The organism is Streptomyces sp. NPDC057424 (assembly GCF_042803315.1).
Taxonomy (GTDB): Bacteria; Actinomycetota; Actinomycetes; order Streptomycetales; family Streptomycetaceae; genus Streptomyces.
This window is the reverse complement of record NZ_JBHVCP010000058.1, coordinates 18,776-34,372: the sequence shown is the minus strand read 5'-3', so window position 1 is coordinate 34,372 and position 15,597 is coordinate 18,776. Positions and strand designations below refer to the sequence as shown.

Annotated in this window: 15 protein-coding genes; 2 read left to right on the top strand and 13 right to left on the bottom strand. The window is 70.8% G+C overall.

The window, feature by feature from the left end; translation table 11 throughout:
- Nucleotides 1-121 precede the first annotated feature (121 nt).
- The 4 genes from ACFU3E_RS31885 to ACFU3E_RS31870 form a co-directional block, all read right to left on the bottom strand.
- Nucleotides 122-562 (bottom strand): hypothetical protein, encoded by a 441-nt coding sequence (locus ACFU3E_RS31885; RefSeq protein ID WP_384166099.1) that lies wholly within the window; start codon nucleotides 560-562, stop codon nucleotides 122-124.
- Between the two features lie 175 nt (nucleotides 563-737).
- Nucleotides 738-1,748, bottom strand: coding sequence for a hypothetical protein (locus ACFU3E_RS31880; protein ID WP_384166096.1), 1,011 nt, complete (start codon nucleotides 1,746-1,748; stop codon nucleotides 738-740).
- Nucleotides 1,749-2,171: 423 nt separating this feature from the next.
- Nucleotides 2,172-2,861: an HAD family hydrolase gene (locus tag ACFU3E_RS31875; protein WP_384166093.1), complete on the bottom strand. Its 690-nt coding sequence runs from the start codon at nucleotides 2,859-2,861 to the stop codon at nucleotides 2,172-2,174.
- Nucleotides 2,858-4,069: an acyl-CoA dehydrogenase family protein gene (locus tag ACFU3E_RS31870; RefSeq protein ID WP_384166090.1), complete on the bottom strand. Its 1,212-nt coding sequence runs from the start codon at nucleotides 4,067-4,069 to the stop codon at nucleotides 2,858-2,860. Before ACFU3E_RS31870 ends, ACFU3E_RS31875 begins: the two co-directional genes overlap by 4 nt.
- 96 nt (nucleotides 4,070-4,165) lie before the next feature.
- On the opposite strand from ACFU3E_RS31870, the gene ACFU3E_RS31865 reads away from it, so the two are divergent.
- The gene (locus ACFU3E_RS31865; RefSeq protein WP_384166087.1) at nucleotides 4,166-4,777 is read left to right on the top strand and encodes a TetR family transcriptional regulator; all 612 of its coding nucleotides are present in this window, start codon (nucleotides 4,166-4,168) and stop codon (nucleotides 4,775-4,777) included.
- 28 nt (nucleotides 4,778-4,805) lie between these two features.
- Here ACFU3E_RS31865 and ACFU3E_RS31860 read toward each other — a convergent pair whose 3' ends face one another.
- Nucleotides 4,806-5,798, bottom strand: a complete 993-nt coding sequence (locus tag ACFU3E_RS31860) for a ScbA/BarX family gamma-butyrolactone biosynthesis protein (protein ID WP_384166084.1) — start codon at nucleotides 5,796-5,798, stop codon at nucleotides 4,806-4,808.
- Between the two features lie 233 nt (nucleotides 5,799-6,031).
- Here ACFU3E_RS31860 and ACFU3E_RS31855 point away from each other — a divergent pair, with 233 nt between their 5' ends.
- Nucleotides 6,032-6,679, top strand: coding sequence for a ScbR family autoregulator-binding transcription factor (locus tag ACFU3E_RS31855; protein WP_384166081.1), 648 nt, complete (start codon nucleotides 6,032-6,034; stop codon nucleotides 6,677-6,679).
- 59 nt (nucleotides 6,680-6,738) lie between these two features.
- On the opposite strand, the gene ACFU3E_RS31850 is transcribed toward ACFU3E_RS31855, so the two are convergent.
- The 8 genes from ACFU3E_RS31850 to ACFU3E_RS31815 all read right to left on the bottom strand — a co-directional run bounded on the left by ACFU3E_RS31850 (nucleotide 6,739) and on the right by ACFU3E_RS31815 (nucleotide 15,573).
- On the bottom strand, nucleotides 6,739-7,569 hold the full coding sequence (locus ACFU3E_RS31850; protein WP_384166078.1) for an alpha/beta fold hydrolase: 831 nt from the start codon (nucleotides 7,567-7,569) through the stop codon (nucleotides 6,739-6,741).
- A gap of 46 nt (nucleotides 7,570-7,615) precedes the next feature.
- Nucleotides 7,616-9,082 carry an MFS transporter gene (locus ACFU3E_RS31845; RefSeq protein ID WP_384166075.1) on the bottom strand — a complete coding sequence of 489 codons (1,467 nt, stop codon included), beginning with the start codon at nucleotides 9,080-9,082 and terminating at the stop codon, nucleotides 7,616-7,618.
- 46 nt (nucleotides 9,083-9,128) lie between these two features.
- Nucleotides 9,129-10,334, bottom strand: a complete 1,206-nt coding sequence (locus ACFU3E_RS31840) for a cytochrome P450 (RefSeq protein ID WP_384166072.1) — start codon at nucleotides 10,332-10,334, stop codon at nucleotides 9,129-9,131.
- A 111-nt stretch (nucleotides 10,335-10,445) separates the two neighbouring features.
- Entirely contained in the window at nucleotides 10,446-12,005 is a 1,560-nt protein-coding gene (locus ACFU3E_RS31835) for an MmgE/PrpD family protein (RefSeq protein ID WP_384166069.1), read from the bottom strand.
- A 95-nt stretch (nucleotides 12,006-12,100) separates the two neighbouring features.
- Nucleotides 12,101-12,469, bottom strand: a complete 369-nt coding sequence (locus ACFU3E_RS31830; protein ID WP_384166066.1) for a nuclear transport factor 2 family protein — start codon at nucleotides 12,467-12,469, stop codon at nucleotides 12,101-12,103.
- Between the two features lie 99 nt (nucleotides 12,470-12,568).
- Nucleotides 12,569-13,528, bottom strand: coding sequence for a diacylglycerol/lipid kinase family protein (locus ACFU3E_RS31825; RefSeq protein ID WP_384166063.1), 960 nt, complete (start codon nucleotides 13,526-13,528; stop codon nucleotides 12,569-12,571).
- 156 nt (nucleotides 13,529-13,684) lie between these two features.
- Nucleotides 13,685-14,452, bottom strand: a complete 768-nt coding sequence (locus tag ACFU3E_RS31820; RefSeq protein WP_384166132.1) for a thioesterase II family protein — start codon at nucleotides 14,450-14,452, stop codon at nucleotides 13,685-13,687.
- 20 nt (nucleotides 14,453-14,472) lie between these two features.
- On the bottom strand, nucleotides 14,473-15,573 hold the full coding sequence (locus ACFU3E_RS31815) for an LLM class flavin-dependent oxidoreductase (RefSeq protein ID WP_384166060.1): 1,101 nt from the start codon (nucleotides 15,571-15,573) through the stop codon (nucleotides 14,473-14,475).
- Nucleotides 15,574-15,597: the final 24 nt, after the last annotated feature.

The window sequence follows — 15,597 nt, the reverse complement described above, 5'->3', positions numbered from 1 at the left end:
GGCATGGCTGCGAGCCGCGAAGAGGCTGACGGTTCCGCGTCCTCACCCGGTCCCGCGGTACGTATCTCCGCCGACGCCTTGGTACGCGATGCCCGAGAGCCCCACCGCCAGGGCCACAGCCTCATCGCTCACTGTCCTCGCCGATGGCGTTGTCGACGATGTTCCCACCCGCTCCGATGGCACCCGTGCCCCGCGCGCTGACGTCCCGCTCGCCCCGGCCCGGGCGGTCGCCCGCAGGGCCCCCCGTCGCCCCGGTCACCTTGGCCCTGGCTCCCACGGCGTTGCCCCGCACGTCCCCGCCTGCGGCGATGCTCCCCCTGCCGCGGGCCCGGACCCGGAGGGTCCTGCCGCTGCCGGGGCCCGATCCGGTGCTTCCAGGGGTCCGCAGGAGAGTGATCCCTGACAGGCCGAGCCCGATCACCGCCACGACGGCCGCGACCACACTGGCCGTGCTGTCGCCGGTGGGCAGATCGAGTACGGCCGTCACCACCAGCCAGCTCACCACAGCCAGACAGACGGCCCCGACCAGCCACGCGACGATCCGGCGTGCTCCTGTGGACACGTTCAAGCCCTCCCGCCTCGTGTGCCGCGAGCTCCGCGCGACATCAGCCGAGGCAGCGGCGCCCGAGCGGCCCATTGTGATGCAAAGTCACGCGCATGAACAGCAGTTGGCATATTGGGGAAGAACCCACAGGCAACGGGAACCACAGGTGCGAACGGCCGCCCGCGTGGCGCGCTCAGGCCGCCAGGCGTCTCATCAGCAGGTCCATCGCGCGTGCGGCGTCCCGGTAGCCATACGTCAGGCACAGAAAGCGATCGGCGGTCGGCGGCGCCGGATCGCTCGCCGGGGAGGGCTCCGTTCCCAGCCACCGGACTCTGGGCGGCAGCACCTCCCGCCGCAGGAGCAGAAGGCCGGCGGTCCGGTTGAGTTCCTCACAGCGAACGGGCACCGACGACGTGCCGACCCGCGCCAGGACCACCGTTTTCAGCGGCAGAGGGTCCGTGACGACACGGTCGGCGTCACCGGCGAAGTAGGCCGCGAGAGTGGCGCTCCGTTTCGGATGTCCCGGAGCATCGATCACCCTGATGGGGTCCGTCCAGCCTCGGACATGAGTGCCGTCGGTGTCGGTACAGGCGTACAGCTTGTCGTTGGCCACCATGCGTGCGCCCGCCACGACCGCGGCGAGGACTGTCGAGGTCTTGCCCGCACCCGCGGGGCCGGCTACGGCGACGGCCTCGTCTCCCAGGGCGAACGCGGACGCGTGGACCGTCACCACCCCCACTGCCTCGAATGCCGTCGTCACCAGTTGCTTGACGACCCGTAAGGCGTCGCGCTTGCCCGCCTCGAACTCGGGATTGACCACACAGACGCGGTGACCCGCCATCAGGAAGTGGCTCCCTGTGTGGGGGTTGAGGACGAGGCGGTCCACACCGGGGACCCCGATGTACTCGACGCCTTCGTTGAAATCGGGAACGTGGCCGTCGGGCGACGAGTAGAGCATGACCCTCCGGCGCGAGGCATCGGCCACCAGACCGGGCGCGATGCGGCCGAGCACGAGTCGCACCTGTGGCAGACCGTCGCGGCCGGGCACCGGGCGCGCCTGCGGCCACAAATACCGGATGGCCGCATCCACGAACGCGTCCGGCCCGGTGAGGACTACCTCGCACCGGTCGTAGAGGCGCAGCCCCACCCTTCGGCCGTCCCGCGCGCCTGTCTTCGAACCCTCAAAGCGATGGGTGGCCTCCATTCCGACATTCTGTCCTGGGCGAGGTCGTCGGTACCGACGGAGCCTAAAATGATCTCGGCGAGAATCGCCGGAACCAGCGCCGAACGAGCGTCAAGGCCGAGAGTCCGTCCTGCTCAGGGCTGAGCAGACTGCGGCAACCGTCTGCCGGAGTCGCTGGACGAGCAGCACGGGCCGGCCGCAGAGCGACCCGGGCACCGGGCAGCGGAACGACGTCGTACCAGTCACCGCCCACGCCGGCCTGGGCACCGGCGGGCAGGTAGCGACAGGCGTCGTGGAGGGCCACCGCGGCCTCCGCAGGCCTGTCACAGAACCCTCGCTCGGCGACGAGGGACGTGTGTCCCCGGGCACGTTCCCCCCGGGGACACACGTCGCGGGGCCGGAGCCGGGCGGGGCGGTCCGGCGGCACGGCGGGTACCAGGGGTGTCAGACCATGGCCGCCGGTTTCACGGGCGCGTGCGACCCGTCAGGGGTTACCAGCGTGGCGTGCCCAACCATGTGCAGCATGGGCAGGTCGGAGGGGTGGTCGCCGTACGCGTGACAGTTCCCGGGGTCGATGTGGGGGTGGAGGCCGAGCAGTTCGCGTACGAGGACGCACTTGCCCTCACCGATGGCGGGCCGGCCCGTCAGCTCACCGGTCAGGACACGGCCGCACCGCTCCAGCCTGGCCCCGAGCACGTACTGTGCCCCGACGGCCTTCGCGACATGGGGCATCAGCGGTGGGAACGAACCGGAGACCAGCGCCACGGCCGCGCCCGCGGCCCGGTGCCGGCGGAGGGCGTCGACCGTCTCGGTGATGTAGAAGTCCGCGGCCCTGCTGCGTTGCTCGTACCACCGCCCGGCCTGGTCCTCGACCTCGTCGACCGGACTGCGTCTCCAGGCCCGGTGGTACTCCCGGTTGGCCTCCTCCCGTGACATGCCACCGTCCATCCGCGCGAAGAGGTCCGCGAGGAGCTCGTCGGCGGCCCTCACGCCCTCGGCGCCGTGCCGGAACCCGGCGTAGTGGCGGAGGAACTCCACGCCGCTCCTGCAGCGGATGAGAGTGTCGTCGATGTCGCAGAACACCAGGTAGGCGGGCGGGGTGTCGTCCTGCGGCGACAGCGGTTCGATGCTCATGACGCGGACGCCTCCCGCAGTGCCGCAGGCCTGACAGCGGCCAGGGAGCCGTGGTCGGTGAGCGAGGAGAAGACGGACGCCGCGTAGCCCATGGCTGCCGCCTCCCTGCGGAGCATCTGGTGGGCGGCGACCGTGTGGATGTCCCGCCAGCTGCGTTCGATCGGGCCCGGTCCGGCGCAGGCGCTCACGCCCGCGGTCCGGAAGAGCCGTTCGACGCCGTCCACGAGCAGATCGACGGCGGCGGCGGATCTTCGCCGGTTTCTGAGGACGTCGGCCTCGGCGCGGGTGCCCGTGTCGGCGCATCTGGCCGCGTCGAGGAGGAGGAGTTCGGCTGCCTCGATGTCGTCGGCCGAACGGGCCAGGGCGTGGTGCAGGCGGCTGCCGTCGTGCTGCGGAAGTCCCCGGGCCTGGGCCCGGGCCGCCCAGACCGACCACACGGCCAGCGCGCCGCGGGCCGCACCGAGAGCCGGGGCGCAGAAGAGGAGGCCGCCGGCGAGGTGGGCGGGCACGGTGTGACACCGGGAGCGTCCCGGGCCGGGTGTCCCCGCCAGGAGGTCCTCCATGGGGAAGCTGCGGTGGTCCGGCACGAAGGCGGCCTCCAGCACCGCGGTGTGGCTGCCGGTGCCGCGCATCCCGCTGCTGTTCCAGGAGTCGCGCACACGGAAGTCGCCCTTCGGCACCGCGAACATGCGCAGACGTGCCGCGCCCTCCGCGCCGGGCTCGGGGGCGCACACCAGGAGCCAGTCCGCGAAGTCCACCCCGCTGACGCATTCCCACTCACCGCTCAGCAGCCGACCGGACGGCAGCCGGCTCACCTCGCCGGACGGCTTGACCGAGGCGCAGATCCGGGCGTCCGGGCCGGCCCACCACAGGTCTCGCTGGCCCTCGTTCGGCAGGTATGCCGCGAATCGGCTGTGGGCCGCCCACAGGACCGCGCACCATGCCGCTGAGGCGCATCCCTCCCCCACCGCGGCGGCCGCCGTGACCAGGCTCCCGAACGTTCCTTCCGTACCGCCCCAGGCGCGGGGCACGAAGTGGCGTGCGAAGCCGGCATGGGTGAGGAGTGCGACGGTCTCGTCCCCGAGCCTGCGGGCATCGTCGGCGACCATGGCGTGGGTGGCCGCGCTCTCAGCCGCGGCGAGGACGGACACCGGAAGCACCGGCGAGTTCTCGTCGACGTGGTCGTCCACCGGATTGTGACGCTGCATCTCTGGCGAGCACCTCATTCGATGAATAGAATTCGTTCCCGAACGTATCTTTTGCACTTCGGTCCCGCTACGGAGCCGGCACAGAAGGGGAGCGTCATGCCCAAACAGGCACGTGCCCTGCGGACGTACGACCGCGTACTCGACGCGGCCGCCTACGAGTTCGCGCGGTACGGGTACGCGAACGCGAACCTGCAGAACATCGCGGACCGCATCAGACTGACGAAGGGCGCGCTGTACGGTCACTTCGCGACCAAGGAGGACCTGGCCGTCGCGCTGGACAACCACTTGTCCGATGCGCTGGGGGAACTGCTCGCCGAAGCCAGGGTCTCGCCCCACCCGGCGCTGAGCCGCCTGCGGTCACTCTTCCTCGGCCTCGGCCGGCTCTTCGGTACGGATGCGCGGGCCCTCGCCGCGTTGCGCCTGTCCGCGGAGACCGCCCGCTCGGCCGCCGAACCGATTCCTCTTCTGACGGAGACACACGGCCTCGTCCTCCAGTTGGTGCGCGAGACCCAGAAAGCGGGCCCCTGGAACGCCTCGATCCCCACCATCCCCCTGGCGGACCTCATCGTGGCCGCGCTCTTCGGCGCGTTCCTGACGGACACCGGATTCGACACCGGCCGCGGGCGGGCGGGCTCCGAGGAAGCCGACGCCGTCGACGCGATGTGGGAGGCCCTCTCTCAGGCGCTCGACGACACCCCCGCGCACTGAGGCAGGCCACGGCAGGGCCGCCGGCAGGTCACCAGGAGGCGAACCGCGACCAGGGAGCGCGGCTGCCCACGCACTTCCAGGTCATGTCGGCACGGGCCAGCAGTCTCTCCCCCTGGCGGGCCGCGACGCGCAGGGTGAACTCGTCGGACGGCCCCTCCTCGAGGTCCAGGACTATCTCTTCTCCCAGCTCGCCGAAGGCGGCGCAGTCCAGGGAGAGGCCGGCCAGGGCGAAGGCCTGTCCGGCGTACGTCGAGCGGAACGCCTCATGAACGGTGAGATGGCCGAACTGCCGGAAGCCCTCCAGCATGACCATCAGCGGTACGTGATCGGTGGGATGGTCGAACAGGACCGCGTGATCACGGTCGACCCGCAGCCCCCACCGCTGGTCGGGCCGGTCCCGTTCCAGTACACAGTCCTTCCACCGCAGCCGGCCCACCCGGCTCGGCCGTGCGATCCTGGCGTCCGGCGCGGGACGAGGAGGGATCACCTCGTCGCACGCGGCTGGACGCCCCCGTAAGAGCCCGTAGCGCCGGTCGTCCAGCATGAGCCCCCGGGTGTGACCGCGCCCGCAGGGATGGCCGTCGACCGTGAGCGTCACATCCAGGCGCGCCCCGGCCGCCCGTCCCCGCCGGTCCCGCTCCTCGGTCCACGTCCCGTGCAGGACCACAGCCAGTGGTGCGCCCCCGACGCGGAGCGCGGCCGGGTCCGTGATGTCGAAGCTGACGTCCTGACCGATGAAGCGGGATCCGAGGGGCACACCGAAGTACGTGTGGGCCCCGTAGAAGTGGGCCTGGCGCAACGTTTCCGCGAACAGCAGCGGATCATTCAGTCCGTTCTCGTCCGGGTGATACAGCGCGTGGTCGCGCGGCCACTGGGCTCCCACCGAGAACGTGTTCGTGCCGGTGCGGACACCGTCGGTGACGAACACCTCGGCGATAGAACTGCGATGCACAAGTTCGCGTGTGACGGGTTGAAGGAAACTGAGTACTTCGACCTCGGCACCTTTGGATGGCGCCTGCATGATCCTAGAATCATCGAGTACGACAGACATCTGAATACCTCGCCTCTCGGCTGGAGACACCCTGCGAGCGAACAGACGTGCGAAGCCCCCTCTCTGCGCATCAGTAATATACCTGCGCGAAGGTATATTGCAAGCCTCGCCGCGGTGCGCTTCCATGGAGCCAACTGCTCGCAACAGCAAGGAGGTTGGGGACGCTCAGAAGGCAGTAACCGGCGCAGCACGATATGGACGTCATGAGCAACAAGCGCAATGAGCCAAGGGCCCGCCTCACCGCGGGCACCTCCTTCGACAACACGTCGCACCTCAAGCAGGAACGCGCGATCCGCACCCGGGGAACGATCCTCAACGCCGCTGCGGCGGCGTTCGCCACCGAGGGCTTTCCCCAGGTCACCATCAAGGACATCGCCGACGGTGCAGGCATGACCAAGGGAGCCGTCTACTTCCACTTCCCCAACAAGGAGGCGCTCGCCGTCGCAGTGCTGGAGGAGTTCTACCGGCGCTTGCAGGAGACCGTGAACGGCGCTCTGGAACATGGTGATCCGGCATCACCCTCGACCTTCGTGGACGTCCTGAGACGTCTCGGCCGTGCCTTCCGCGAGGACGTCTTCGTCCACGCCGGGGCCCGTCTGCAGATCGAGCGGCCCTACATCAAGGCCGAGCTGCCGGTGCCGTACGTGGGAATGCTGAGTGTGCTGACCGAGCTCCTGAGCAAATGCCGCGAGGCGGGAAGGCTTCCCGAGGACACCAATCCCGAGGCCATGGCCCGGACGCTCGGCGCCGCCGTGTTCGGCGCCCAGCACATGTCCTGGGTGCTCAACAACCGCGAGGACCTCGTGGAGCGCGTGGAGGAGATCATCGACGCCTTCGTGCCGTTGCACTGAACGCCGGACTGCCCGGACCCTGGGGGTCCGGGCAGTCCGGCGCAGGACGGGCGCGGCCATCACTCCTTGACGAAGGCCAGCAGATCCTCGTTGAGCCGCTCGGCGTGGGTGGCGAACAGACCGTGCGGAGCACCCTCGTACGGTATGAACCGGCTGCCGTCGATGAGTTCCGCCGTCCGCGGTCCGCAGAGGGCGTAGGGCGCCGCGAGGTCCTCGGTGCCGTGGATGACGAGCGTGGGCACGGTGATCGCGGCGGTCTCCGCGCGCTGGTCGGTGGTGAACAGGGTCCGGTAGATCTCGGTCCCGGCCCGCGGCGAGGCCTCCAGACCCGTGCCCACCAGCCATCGCGCGAGTTCGGACGAGACCGGCAGACCGGCCGGATCCGCGTTCGGGCCGCCGAAGAACGGGACGGTACAGTCGCTCAGCCACTGCGCCCTGTCCCGCCGGATGGCCTCGGCCATCTCGTCGAAGAGGGCGATGTCGAGCCCGTCCGCGTTGTCCTCGGTCCGCAGCAGGAACGGCGTCGTGGAGGCGACCAGTGCCAGCTTCGCCACCCGGCCGGCGCCGTACCGGGACAGGTAGCGCACGGCCTCGCCACCGCCGACCGCGTACCCCACCAACACCGCGTCCCGCAGGTCGAGATGGTCGATGACCTCGGCGAGGTCGGCTGCGAGGGTGTCGTAGTCGTACCCGTCCCAGGGGGCGTCCGAACGTCCGCAGCCACGCCGGTCGTAGGTGATGCAGCGCAGTCCCCGCTCGGCGAGGAAGGACGCCTGGAACTCCCACATGCGGGAGTCCATCATGGCGGTGCCCAGCAGGACGACAGGGCGCCCGGCACCCCAGTCCTTGTAGTGGAGCCGGGTGTCGTCCCTGGTCGTGACGTACGGCATGGGCGTTCCCTTCCTCTGGTGAGTCTCTGGTGGCCGGCGGGACGCGTCAGCCGCGCGCGGCGCGCCCGGGTGCGAACAGCACCAGGGCCGCGGCGGCGAGGCCGAGGGCGACGAGCGGGACGAGCGTGATCGCGAACGCGTCCGGATAGGCGTCGGCGGAGCGTCCCGCCCGGGCGAGCGCCGGGAAGAAGACCGATCCGGCGACCGCCACACCGAGTGCCGCCCCGCCCTCCTGGGCGGTGTTCAGCAGCCCCGATGCGGAGCCTGCGTGCTCGGGTACGGCAGCACCCAGCACCAGGTTGGTCAGTGGTCCGGTGGTCAGACCCATGCCCAGTCCGGCGACGAGCAGCATCGGCAGCAGCCAGAGCACGCTCCCCTCCGGACCGAGCCCGTTCGCCGTGAAGGCGATAGCGGTGTAGCCGACCGCGAGGGTCAGCGGACCGCAGGCCACCGTCCGGGCGGACAGCTTGCCGGTGAACCGCGCCGACACCAACGAGGCGCCGAAGTAGCCGGCGCCCACCGCGAGGAAGACGAGGCCGGACTCCAGGGGCGACAGGCCCATGCCCTGCTGGAGGTAGAGGGCGAGGATGAAGAAGAACGAGCCCATGGCGAGGAAGTACACGACCGTGGCGGCCAGGCCCACCGTGAAGAGCCGGACCCGGAACAGCGCGGGTTCGATCAGCGGCCCGGCGTTGTCCGCGGCCCGCCGGCGCAGATGCCGGACGGTCACCGTGACCAGGACGGCGGCCCCGGCCAGGCAGCCCCAGACCCATGCCGGCCAGTCCCGCTCCTGGCCCTCCAGGAGTGCGAACACGATGAGCGCCAGGGATCCGGTGACCAGCAGTGCGCCGGTCAGGTCGAGCCGGGTCCCGCCGGTGCCGCGCGACTCGGGAATCGTGCGCTTGACGAAGGCCAGCGAGACCAGGCACAGCGGGACGTTGATCAGGAAGATGGTCCGCCAGCTCAGGCCCGCCACGTCGACACTGATCAGGGCCCCGCCGATGAACTGGCCGAAGACGCCCGCCAGCCCGATGATCAGGCCGTAGGTGGTGAAGGCCCGGTCGCGGGCGGCACCGGTGTAGACCGTGCCGATGATGCCGAGGACCTGGGGGACCATCAGCGCGGCGCTCGCGCCCTGGGCGATGCGTGCGACCACCAGGACGGTGATCGTCGGTGCGAAGGCGCAGGCCGCCGAGGCGATCATGAAGAGCGTCATGCCGAGGAAGAACATCTTCCGACGGCCGTACATGTCACCGAGTCGGCCGCCGGTGATGAGGCCCGCCGTGAAGGCGACCCCGTATCCGACGACGATCAGCTGGGCCTGGGCGGCAGTGGCCTGCAGGTCCGACCTGATGGCCGGAACCGCCACATTCGCGACGAAGAAGTCGAGAACGGTGATGAAGGTGCCCACCAGCACCACCACGAGGGCACCGGCCGAGGGGGCGGCGACCGGTGCCGTGGTGGGCCGTCCACGCTCCTCGACGGTGAGGTCCGGGCTTGCTCCAGAGGTCATTCCGACTGCTCTCCTGTGTTGTTTTCGGTGTTTCGTGTTTTCTCGGTCACCAGGTCACGGGGAGACGGGTCACCCCGTGGAAGACGGTGCCTCGGCGGAAGACCGTGCTCGGCTCGGCCGCCAGCCGAAGGGTGGGGAAGCGACGCAGCAGGGTGCGCAGGGAGAGTTCCATCTCCATCCGCGCGAGCGGAGCGCCCTGGCAGTAGTGCGGGCCGTGGCCCCACTGGAGGTGACCACCGGTGTCCCGGTCCAGGTCGATGGTGCGGGGGCACGCGAACACCGCCTCGTCGTGGTTGCCCGCGGGAACGGAGATGACCACCGCGTCCCCCTTGGCGACCCGCACCCCGCCGAGGTCGACATCCTCGAGGGCCTGGCGGACCATCGCGTCCTGCGAGATCGACCAGTAGCGCATCGACTCCTCGACGTACCGCGGGATGAGGGCGCCGTCGTCGGCGGCCACCTTGGCGAACAGGCTGTCGTCGCGCAGCAGCCCCAGGACGTTGAGGGCTATCTGGTTCGTGGTCGTCTCGTGGCCTGCCACCAGCACCAGCCGGGCGATGCCGACGAGTTCGTCCAGGGTGATCGTGCCGCTCGCGTGGTGCACGGCCAGCCGGCTGATCAAATCGTCCTCGGGCCGCCGCGCCTTGCGGCGGGCCAGCTCGGCGAGGTAGTCGGAGATCTCCACGAACGCCGCGTACGCCGCCGCCGGGTCCTCCTGGGAGATGACGACCTGGGTCTTCTGGACGAAGAACGGTGAGTCATCGTCCGGGACTCCCAGCAGCCGGGCGATGACCAGCGTCGGCAGGGTCTGCGAGAACGCCGCGTGCAGGTCCGCCGGCTTCTCGAGGTCCTCGAACCGGTCGAGGAGCTCGTCGACGAGCCGTTGCACCGGCTCCCTGAGCCCGCGCACCCTGCGCATGGTGAACTCGGTCTGGATCAACCCGCGCAGCCGCGCGTGTTCAGGGTCGTCCAGGCGCAGGAACGAGCTCGGGTTGTTGTCCGGTGGTAACTGGATGCGCACCGGCGCACCGGGCAGCCGCTCGTCGGCACTGAGCCGGGGGTCGGACAGGGCCTGGCGCACGTCGGCATACCGGGTCACCAGCCAGGCCAGCCGCGACTCGGCCGCGCCCTCCGGAATCCGTACGGCGCAGGGCGGCGCCTTGCGCAGCTCGTCCAGGATCGGCGGGGGCTCACCGTTCTCGGTCCGGGCGAACGGCCAGTCCAGCACACGGGTCTGAGCGTCGAGCGACATGAGAGGAACACCTTTGCGAGTCGGATGCACTTCCTCACCTACTCTCCCTTGTCGCTCTGACATGTACCTGACTTTGGAATGACTGCCTCCGGCCCCTGTGCGTGCTTCAGTTCAGTCGAGGAACGCAGCCTCTATCCATCGGCGCACGCCTCCCTTGCGCATGCGGTGCAACCGCCCCACGGCGTCGGCCACCCGGTGCGGCCCTCCCACGGACAGGAACTTCTCCTGGACCATCTCGGAGTGCCGGGAGCGGGTGTCAGGACCCGCGGCACCGACCGGGATCAGGCGGGAACGGGAGACGGTCCGCCCGTCCGCAAGCCGTACGATGACCCGGGCGCCGGTGGCCTTGGTGGAGCGGGAGAAGTCCCGGCCGTCGGCCTCCAGGCTGCCCACGAGGTCGACGAGCTCGTCACCGCCGAAGCCACGCAGCCACGGGGTGGCCAGCGGACCCGCCTCGCGCACCGCCTCACCGAAGGGCGCCTCGGACAGGAAGAGTTCACGGGTCATGGTCGTGTCGTGCTCCAGCCGCACCCGGCGGGCCAGCGACCAGCGCACGGGATCGTCCAACTGCGGCGCGGAGAAGTCCTCCACGGAGAACTCACCGGTCAGCAGGGTGGTGGCGACCGGGTAGGGAACGTCGAGGACGAGCGCGCCCAGTGGGGAACGGGGGCCATCGACGTACCGGGCCGCTCGCTCCCCGGCGAACAGTGTGTACAGGGACGCCTCCACGACGATCTCCCGCACGTCCTCCGGGCGCAGCGGGCCGAGTTCGCGGTGGATCTCGGCGGCGCAGTCCACGGCCGCGTCGATGCCGGGACCGCCGGGGTGCATCTTGAAGGAGAGGGTCTCGGTGTGCCAGCGGCGACCGAGCCCCTTCGCCACCGCCTGCGGCAGCGGAACCGTCGCGAACCGGGCCAGGAAGCCGTCCTGATGCTCGATGATGTCAGGAGCGCCACGCAGTCCGGCGACGGCCGCGTCGCACGCGTCCATCGCCGTGCGTACGGGCGTGAAGGTGTTGAACAGGCGTGCGTCGCTGGCCAGGAAGGCGCGCATCAGCGGCCAGTTGGGCATGGCGAACGCGAGCCCGAAGGCGTTCTCCCACTGGTCCGCCGTGGCCCGGTCGCTGTGCAGCCGTCCGGCCACGGCACCGGCCAGGTGGGTGTGCACGGCACTCTGTCCGCGCAGGGGGCCGAGGGTGGCCGAGGCGGTGATGCGGGCCGCGCACTCGTTGGCCGCGACGACCGCGGTCAGCAGGGAGAGCCCGTCGAGCTGGCGGGCATAGGCGAAGGCCAGGGGCACGGCGACGGTGGAGTTCGACAGGTGGCCGGCGTAGGCGGTGTCGTCGAGGTTGAGCCATGAGCCGAGGGCGGCGAAGACACTCGCCGCGGTGCGCGGGTCGCGCTGCATGGGGTGGCCGAAGGCGGCCACCAGGCGGCGTCCCAGCGGGTGTTCGAGACCGGCCCGGATCGAGGCGATCTGGGACAGCACCTGGCTGGCCGCGAGCTTGAGGACACGGCAGGGGATGTGCTCGGGACGCAGGTTCGCGGCCCAGTGGGACAGTTCGCGCAGCGGTGTGTCCGCCGGCGGGCGGGAGCGGGTCGGCCGCGCCTGGCTCTCCCACTGCTCGCACAGGGCCCTGGCCACGCTTTCGCTGAGTACAGCAGCCGTCATGGCGCGACATACCTTCTCTACGGGAGGACGCGGATGGGACACGACGGGCGGGGGCGCCGGTGCTCCCGGTGCCCCCGCCCGCCACGCATGCGGGATCAGGCGCCGGGGACCTTGTCCAGGAACCCGTAGACGCCCTTGATGCGGCCGTCGTCACCGGTGACGACCACGTCGAAGCCGATCGCGACGGGCTCGGCGCCCGGCTCGGTCACCAGGCCCCACTGGAAGCGGGCGATGTTGTGGTGGGTGTCCACCGCTCCGTGCAGCTCGAAGGAGAGGCCCTTGAACTGCTCCTGGGCACCGGCGATCACGGCCCCGAAACCGTCGTGTCCCTCGACGGCGGCGAGCGGGTCGATGTACGGGGCGTCCGGCGCGAAGAGCTCGGCGATCCGTGCCGCACGCTTGTCGGCATCCGTCTCGTTCCACAGCGCGAGGTACTGGGTGACGGTGTTGGTGAGGTCGCTCATGGCGGTCTCCTTCTATTTTGTGATTGCGGCGACTGCCGGGCCGCCAGGTGTGCCGGCTCGGCGGGTGGGGTCATGAGGTCCCGGGGAGGCCCGGGGAGGTCAGGGCTGTCCGGTGGCGGGGGCCCACACGGCCAGGGCACCGGGCATGACCTCGAAGGTCGCGGACGGACCGATGCCGTGCTGGTACTCACCGTCGTGCTCCAGGGGCAGCCGTTGACCGTCGGTGCGTTCCACCGTGATGCTGCGGCCGCGGGCGTAGACGGTGTCCGGCAGCCCCATATGGGCCGCTGTCCTGGTGAGTTCGGGGATGTCGGCGGGGGGCACGCCGTCCCCGATGACGCAGACGTCGAGCAGTCCGTCGTCGAGGAGCGAATCGGGCAGGACGAGGTAGCGCCCGCCCCGGTAACGGCCTCCCCCGACGTTGGCGAGGACGGTCGGGCCCTCGTGCACCACGCGGCCGTCGACGGTGACACGGCCCGGGTACGGGACGTACCCGGCCGCGGTGTCGGCGAACGCCTTGGTGTACAGGTCCCTGCCCGTCAAGGGGATGTCCCGCGCCCGGATCAACGCGTCGGCGATCACACCGGAGCAGGCACCCAGGTAGACGCACTGCCGGGTCTCGGCCAGGCGGGCCAGGTCGAGACGCCGCAGCCGGGCGCTACCGCCGGCGCCCGAGTCGGTGAGGACCGCTTTGAGGGACTCGGTCCAGGGGCGCTCGCCCCACAGCATCTTGTAGCCGGAGTTCCCCGTGCCGCCGGGCACCACGGCGAGCGCGGTGCGTCCGGGTGCGAAGGCCAGGCCCTGCACGACCTCACGGACGGTGCCGTCCCCTCCGATGACGACCACCAGGTCCGGTGCACGGCCCGGGCCTTCCAGGGCACGGCGCACGGCGACGGTGGCGTCCCCCGGTGCCGTGGTGGGGTGGATGTCGACGTGCTCCAGGCTACTGGCGCACAACTCAGCTACCTCACGCACCAGTTGGGGGCTGTGACTGCCGGATGCGGGGTTGGCCAGGACCAGGGCCCGGGTGGGGCCCTGGGCTGTGGCGGTGTCTGCCATCGGGCGTACTCCTCGGGATCGTGGTGGCACCGGCGGTGGCGGGGCCGGCCCGGACGGTTGTCGGGCACGGCCTCCGCAAACTGTGCCAAGAGGTGCTGACACGGTTCTGACGTGCTGCTGACGCCCGGGCCCGGGCCGCCCGCGGGCTGGGGACGCTCAGCGCGCGGCCGAGGCGACGACCCGCTGCAACCGTTGGGCGAAGTGCATCGTGACGCCCTGCGCGTTGGCGTCGATGTAGAAGTGACCGCCCGGGTACTCGCTGTGGCCGAGGTAGGCCGGGCTGCGCTCCGCCCAGTGCTTCATGGCCTCCGGGTCCTCCTGGAGCGGGTCGGAGCGGCCCCCGTAGGAGGCCAGCGCGCAGCGGACCCCCGCCTTGTCGTCCACGTACTGCGCGGCGACCCTGAGGTCGGCACGCAGAGCCGGGACCACGAGGGCGAGCATCGCCGGGTTGTCGTAGATCTCGGCGGGGAAGGACCCCAGGCGTTTGATCCACTCGACCAGTTCGGGCTCCGGCATCCGGCTCTGCTCCTCGGTGGGCGCGTACCAGCCCTCCGGCGACCAGCCGGACATGCCGATCATGACGGGGGAAGGGCCGCCCTCCTCCTCCATCCGGATGGCCAGCCGGAAGGCGAGCTGTGCGCCGAGGCAGTGTCCGAAGAAGGCGAAGGGCCGGTCGTCGAGGTCGTCGAGCACGGCGTCGTGGAGGGCGTCGAGCAGCGGGTCCCAGTCCTCGTACGTGATCTCGTCGCGGCGGTTGTGGCGGCCGGGCAGGGTCACCGCCTGGGCGGCGATGTCGGCCGGGAGCAGCTTCTCCCAGTCGCGGTAGATGATGGCGCCGCTGCCCGCGTGCGGCAGCAGGAAGAGCCGTACGGACGCGTCCGGGGACGGTTCGACGGGGTGGAACCACTGGCCTGTACGGGACATGTCCATGCCTATGGCGCTGGTCACGATTTCGTTCCTCCATCGGTGAGGGTCCGGTCGATCTCACGCACTGCGGGGAGCAGCACCTCGGCGACTTCCTTCAGCTGCGTCTCCGGTTCGAGCGATCCGACCCGCAGGACGAGGTGCCGGGCGCCGGCGCGGACGTAGCCGCCGAGCCATTCGGCACATTGCTCGGCACTGCCCCAGCCGTAGGCCTGGATGGCCGACATCTGTGCCAGGGAGCGCCCGTAGTAGTGGCTGATGTAGTGCTCCAGCTCGGCCTTGGCAGCGGTGGCGTCGCTGTTGACGGTGACCGTCGCGTAGAGCGCGGGGGTCACGGCGCCGGGGCCGCGGCCCGCTTCGCCGGCGAGTTCGGCGATCCGCCGGCAGGCCCGGCCGTACGCGTCGACGTCCGGCAGGAAGGGCAGCCAGCCGTCGTAGCGGGTGGCCGCGCGGGCGAGCACCTTGGGGGTGTCGCTGCCCGCCAGCCAGAGCGGCGGGCCGCCGGGGGCGGCGGGGCTCGGCAGCCGGTCCAGCCGGTCGGCCTGCCAGTACCTTCCCTGGAATCCGGTGGGCCGGCCCGGTTCGCCCGCGGACCAGGCGGTGCGCCAGAGGTCGGCGATCTCGTCGAGGCGTCCGACCCGCCCGGTGAAGGAGGCTCCGACCGAGGCGAACTCCTCCTCCGTCTCGGGCATCGGGAACCCGGAACCGAGGCCGAGGACCAGGCGGTCACGCGCGACATGGCCGAGGCTCGCCACCATGTTGGCGCCGATCAGCGGGTGCCGCAGGGCTGGGGTGAGGGCGGCGGTGCCGACGGTGATCCGCTCGGTGGCGGCCGCGGCGGCGGAGAGCACGACGAGGGGGTCGAGGCGCGGGCGGGCCGTCAGGGAGTCGCCGGCCCACAGAGAATCGAAGCCGAGCCTCTCAGCCTGGCGGGCGAAGTCCAGGAGAGGGGCCGCCGCGTAGGTGCCGATGATGGCCTGCTCCCTGGTCGGGAGCAGGATTCCGATGCGCAGGGATCCGCCGGGGGGCTGCGGGCGGTGGAGAGAACGCACCTCGTCGATTGCTCGTCGCACGGGTGTCTGCGCCCCTTCCGAGGCAGGGCCGGGCCGTTCGGCGTCCATGGGTGCCGCTTCCTCTCTTGGTTC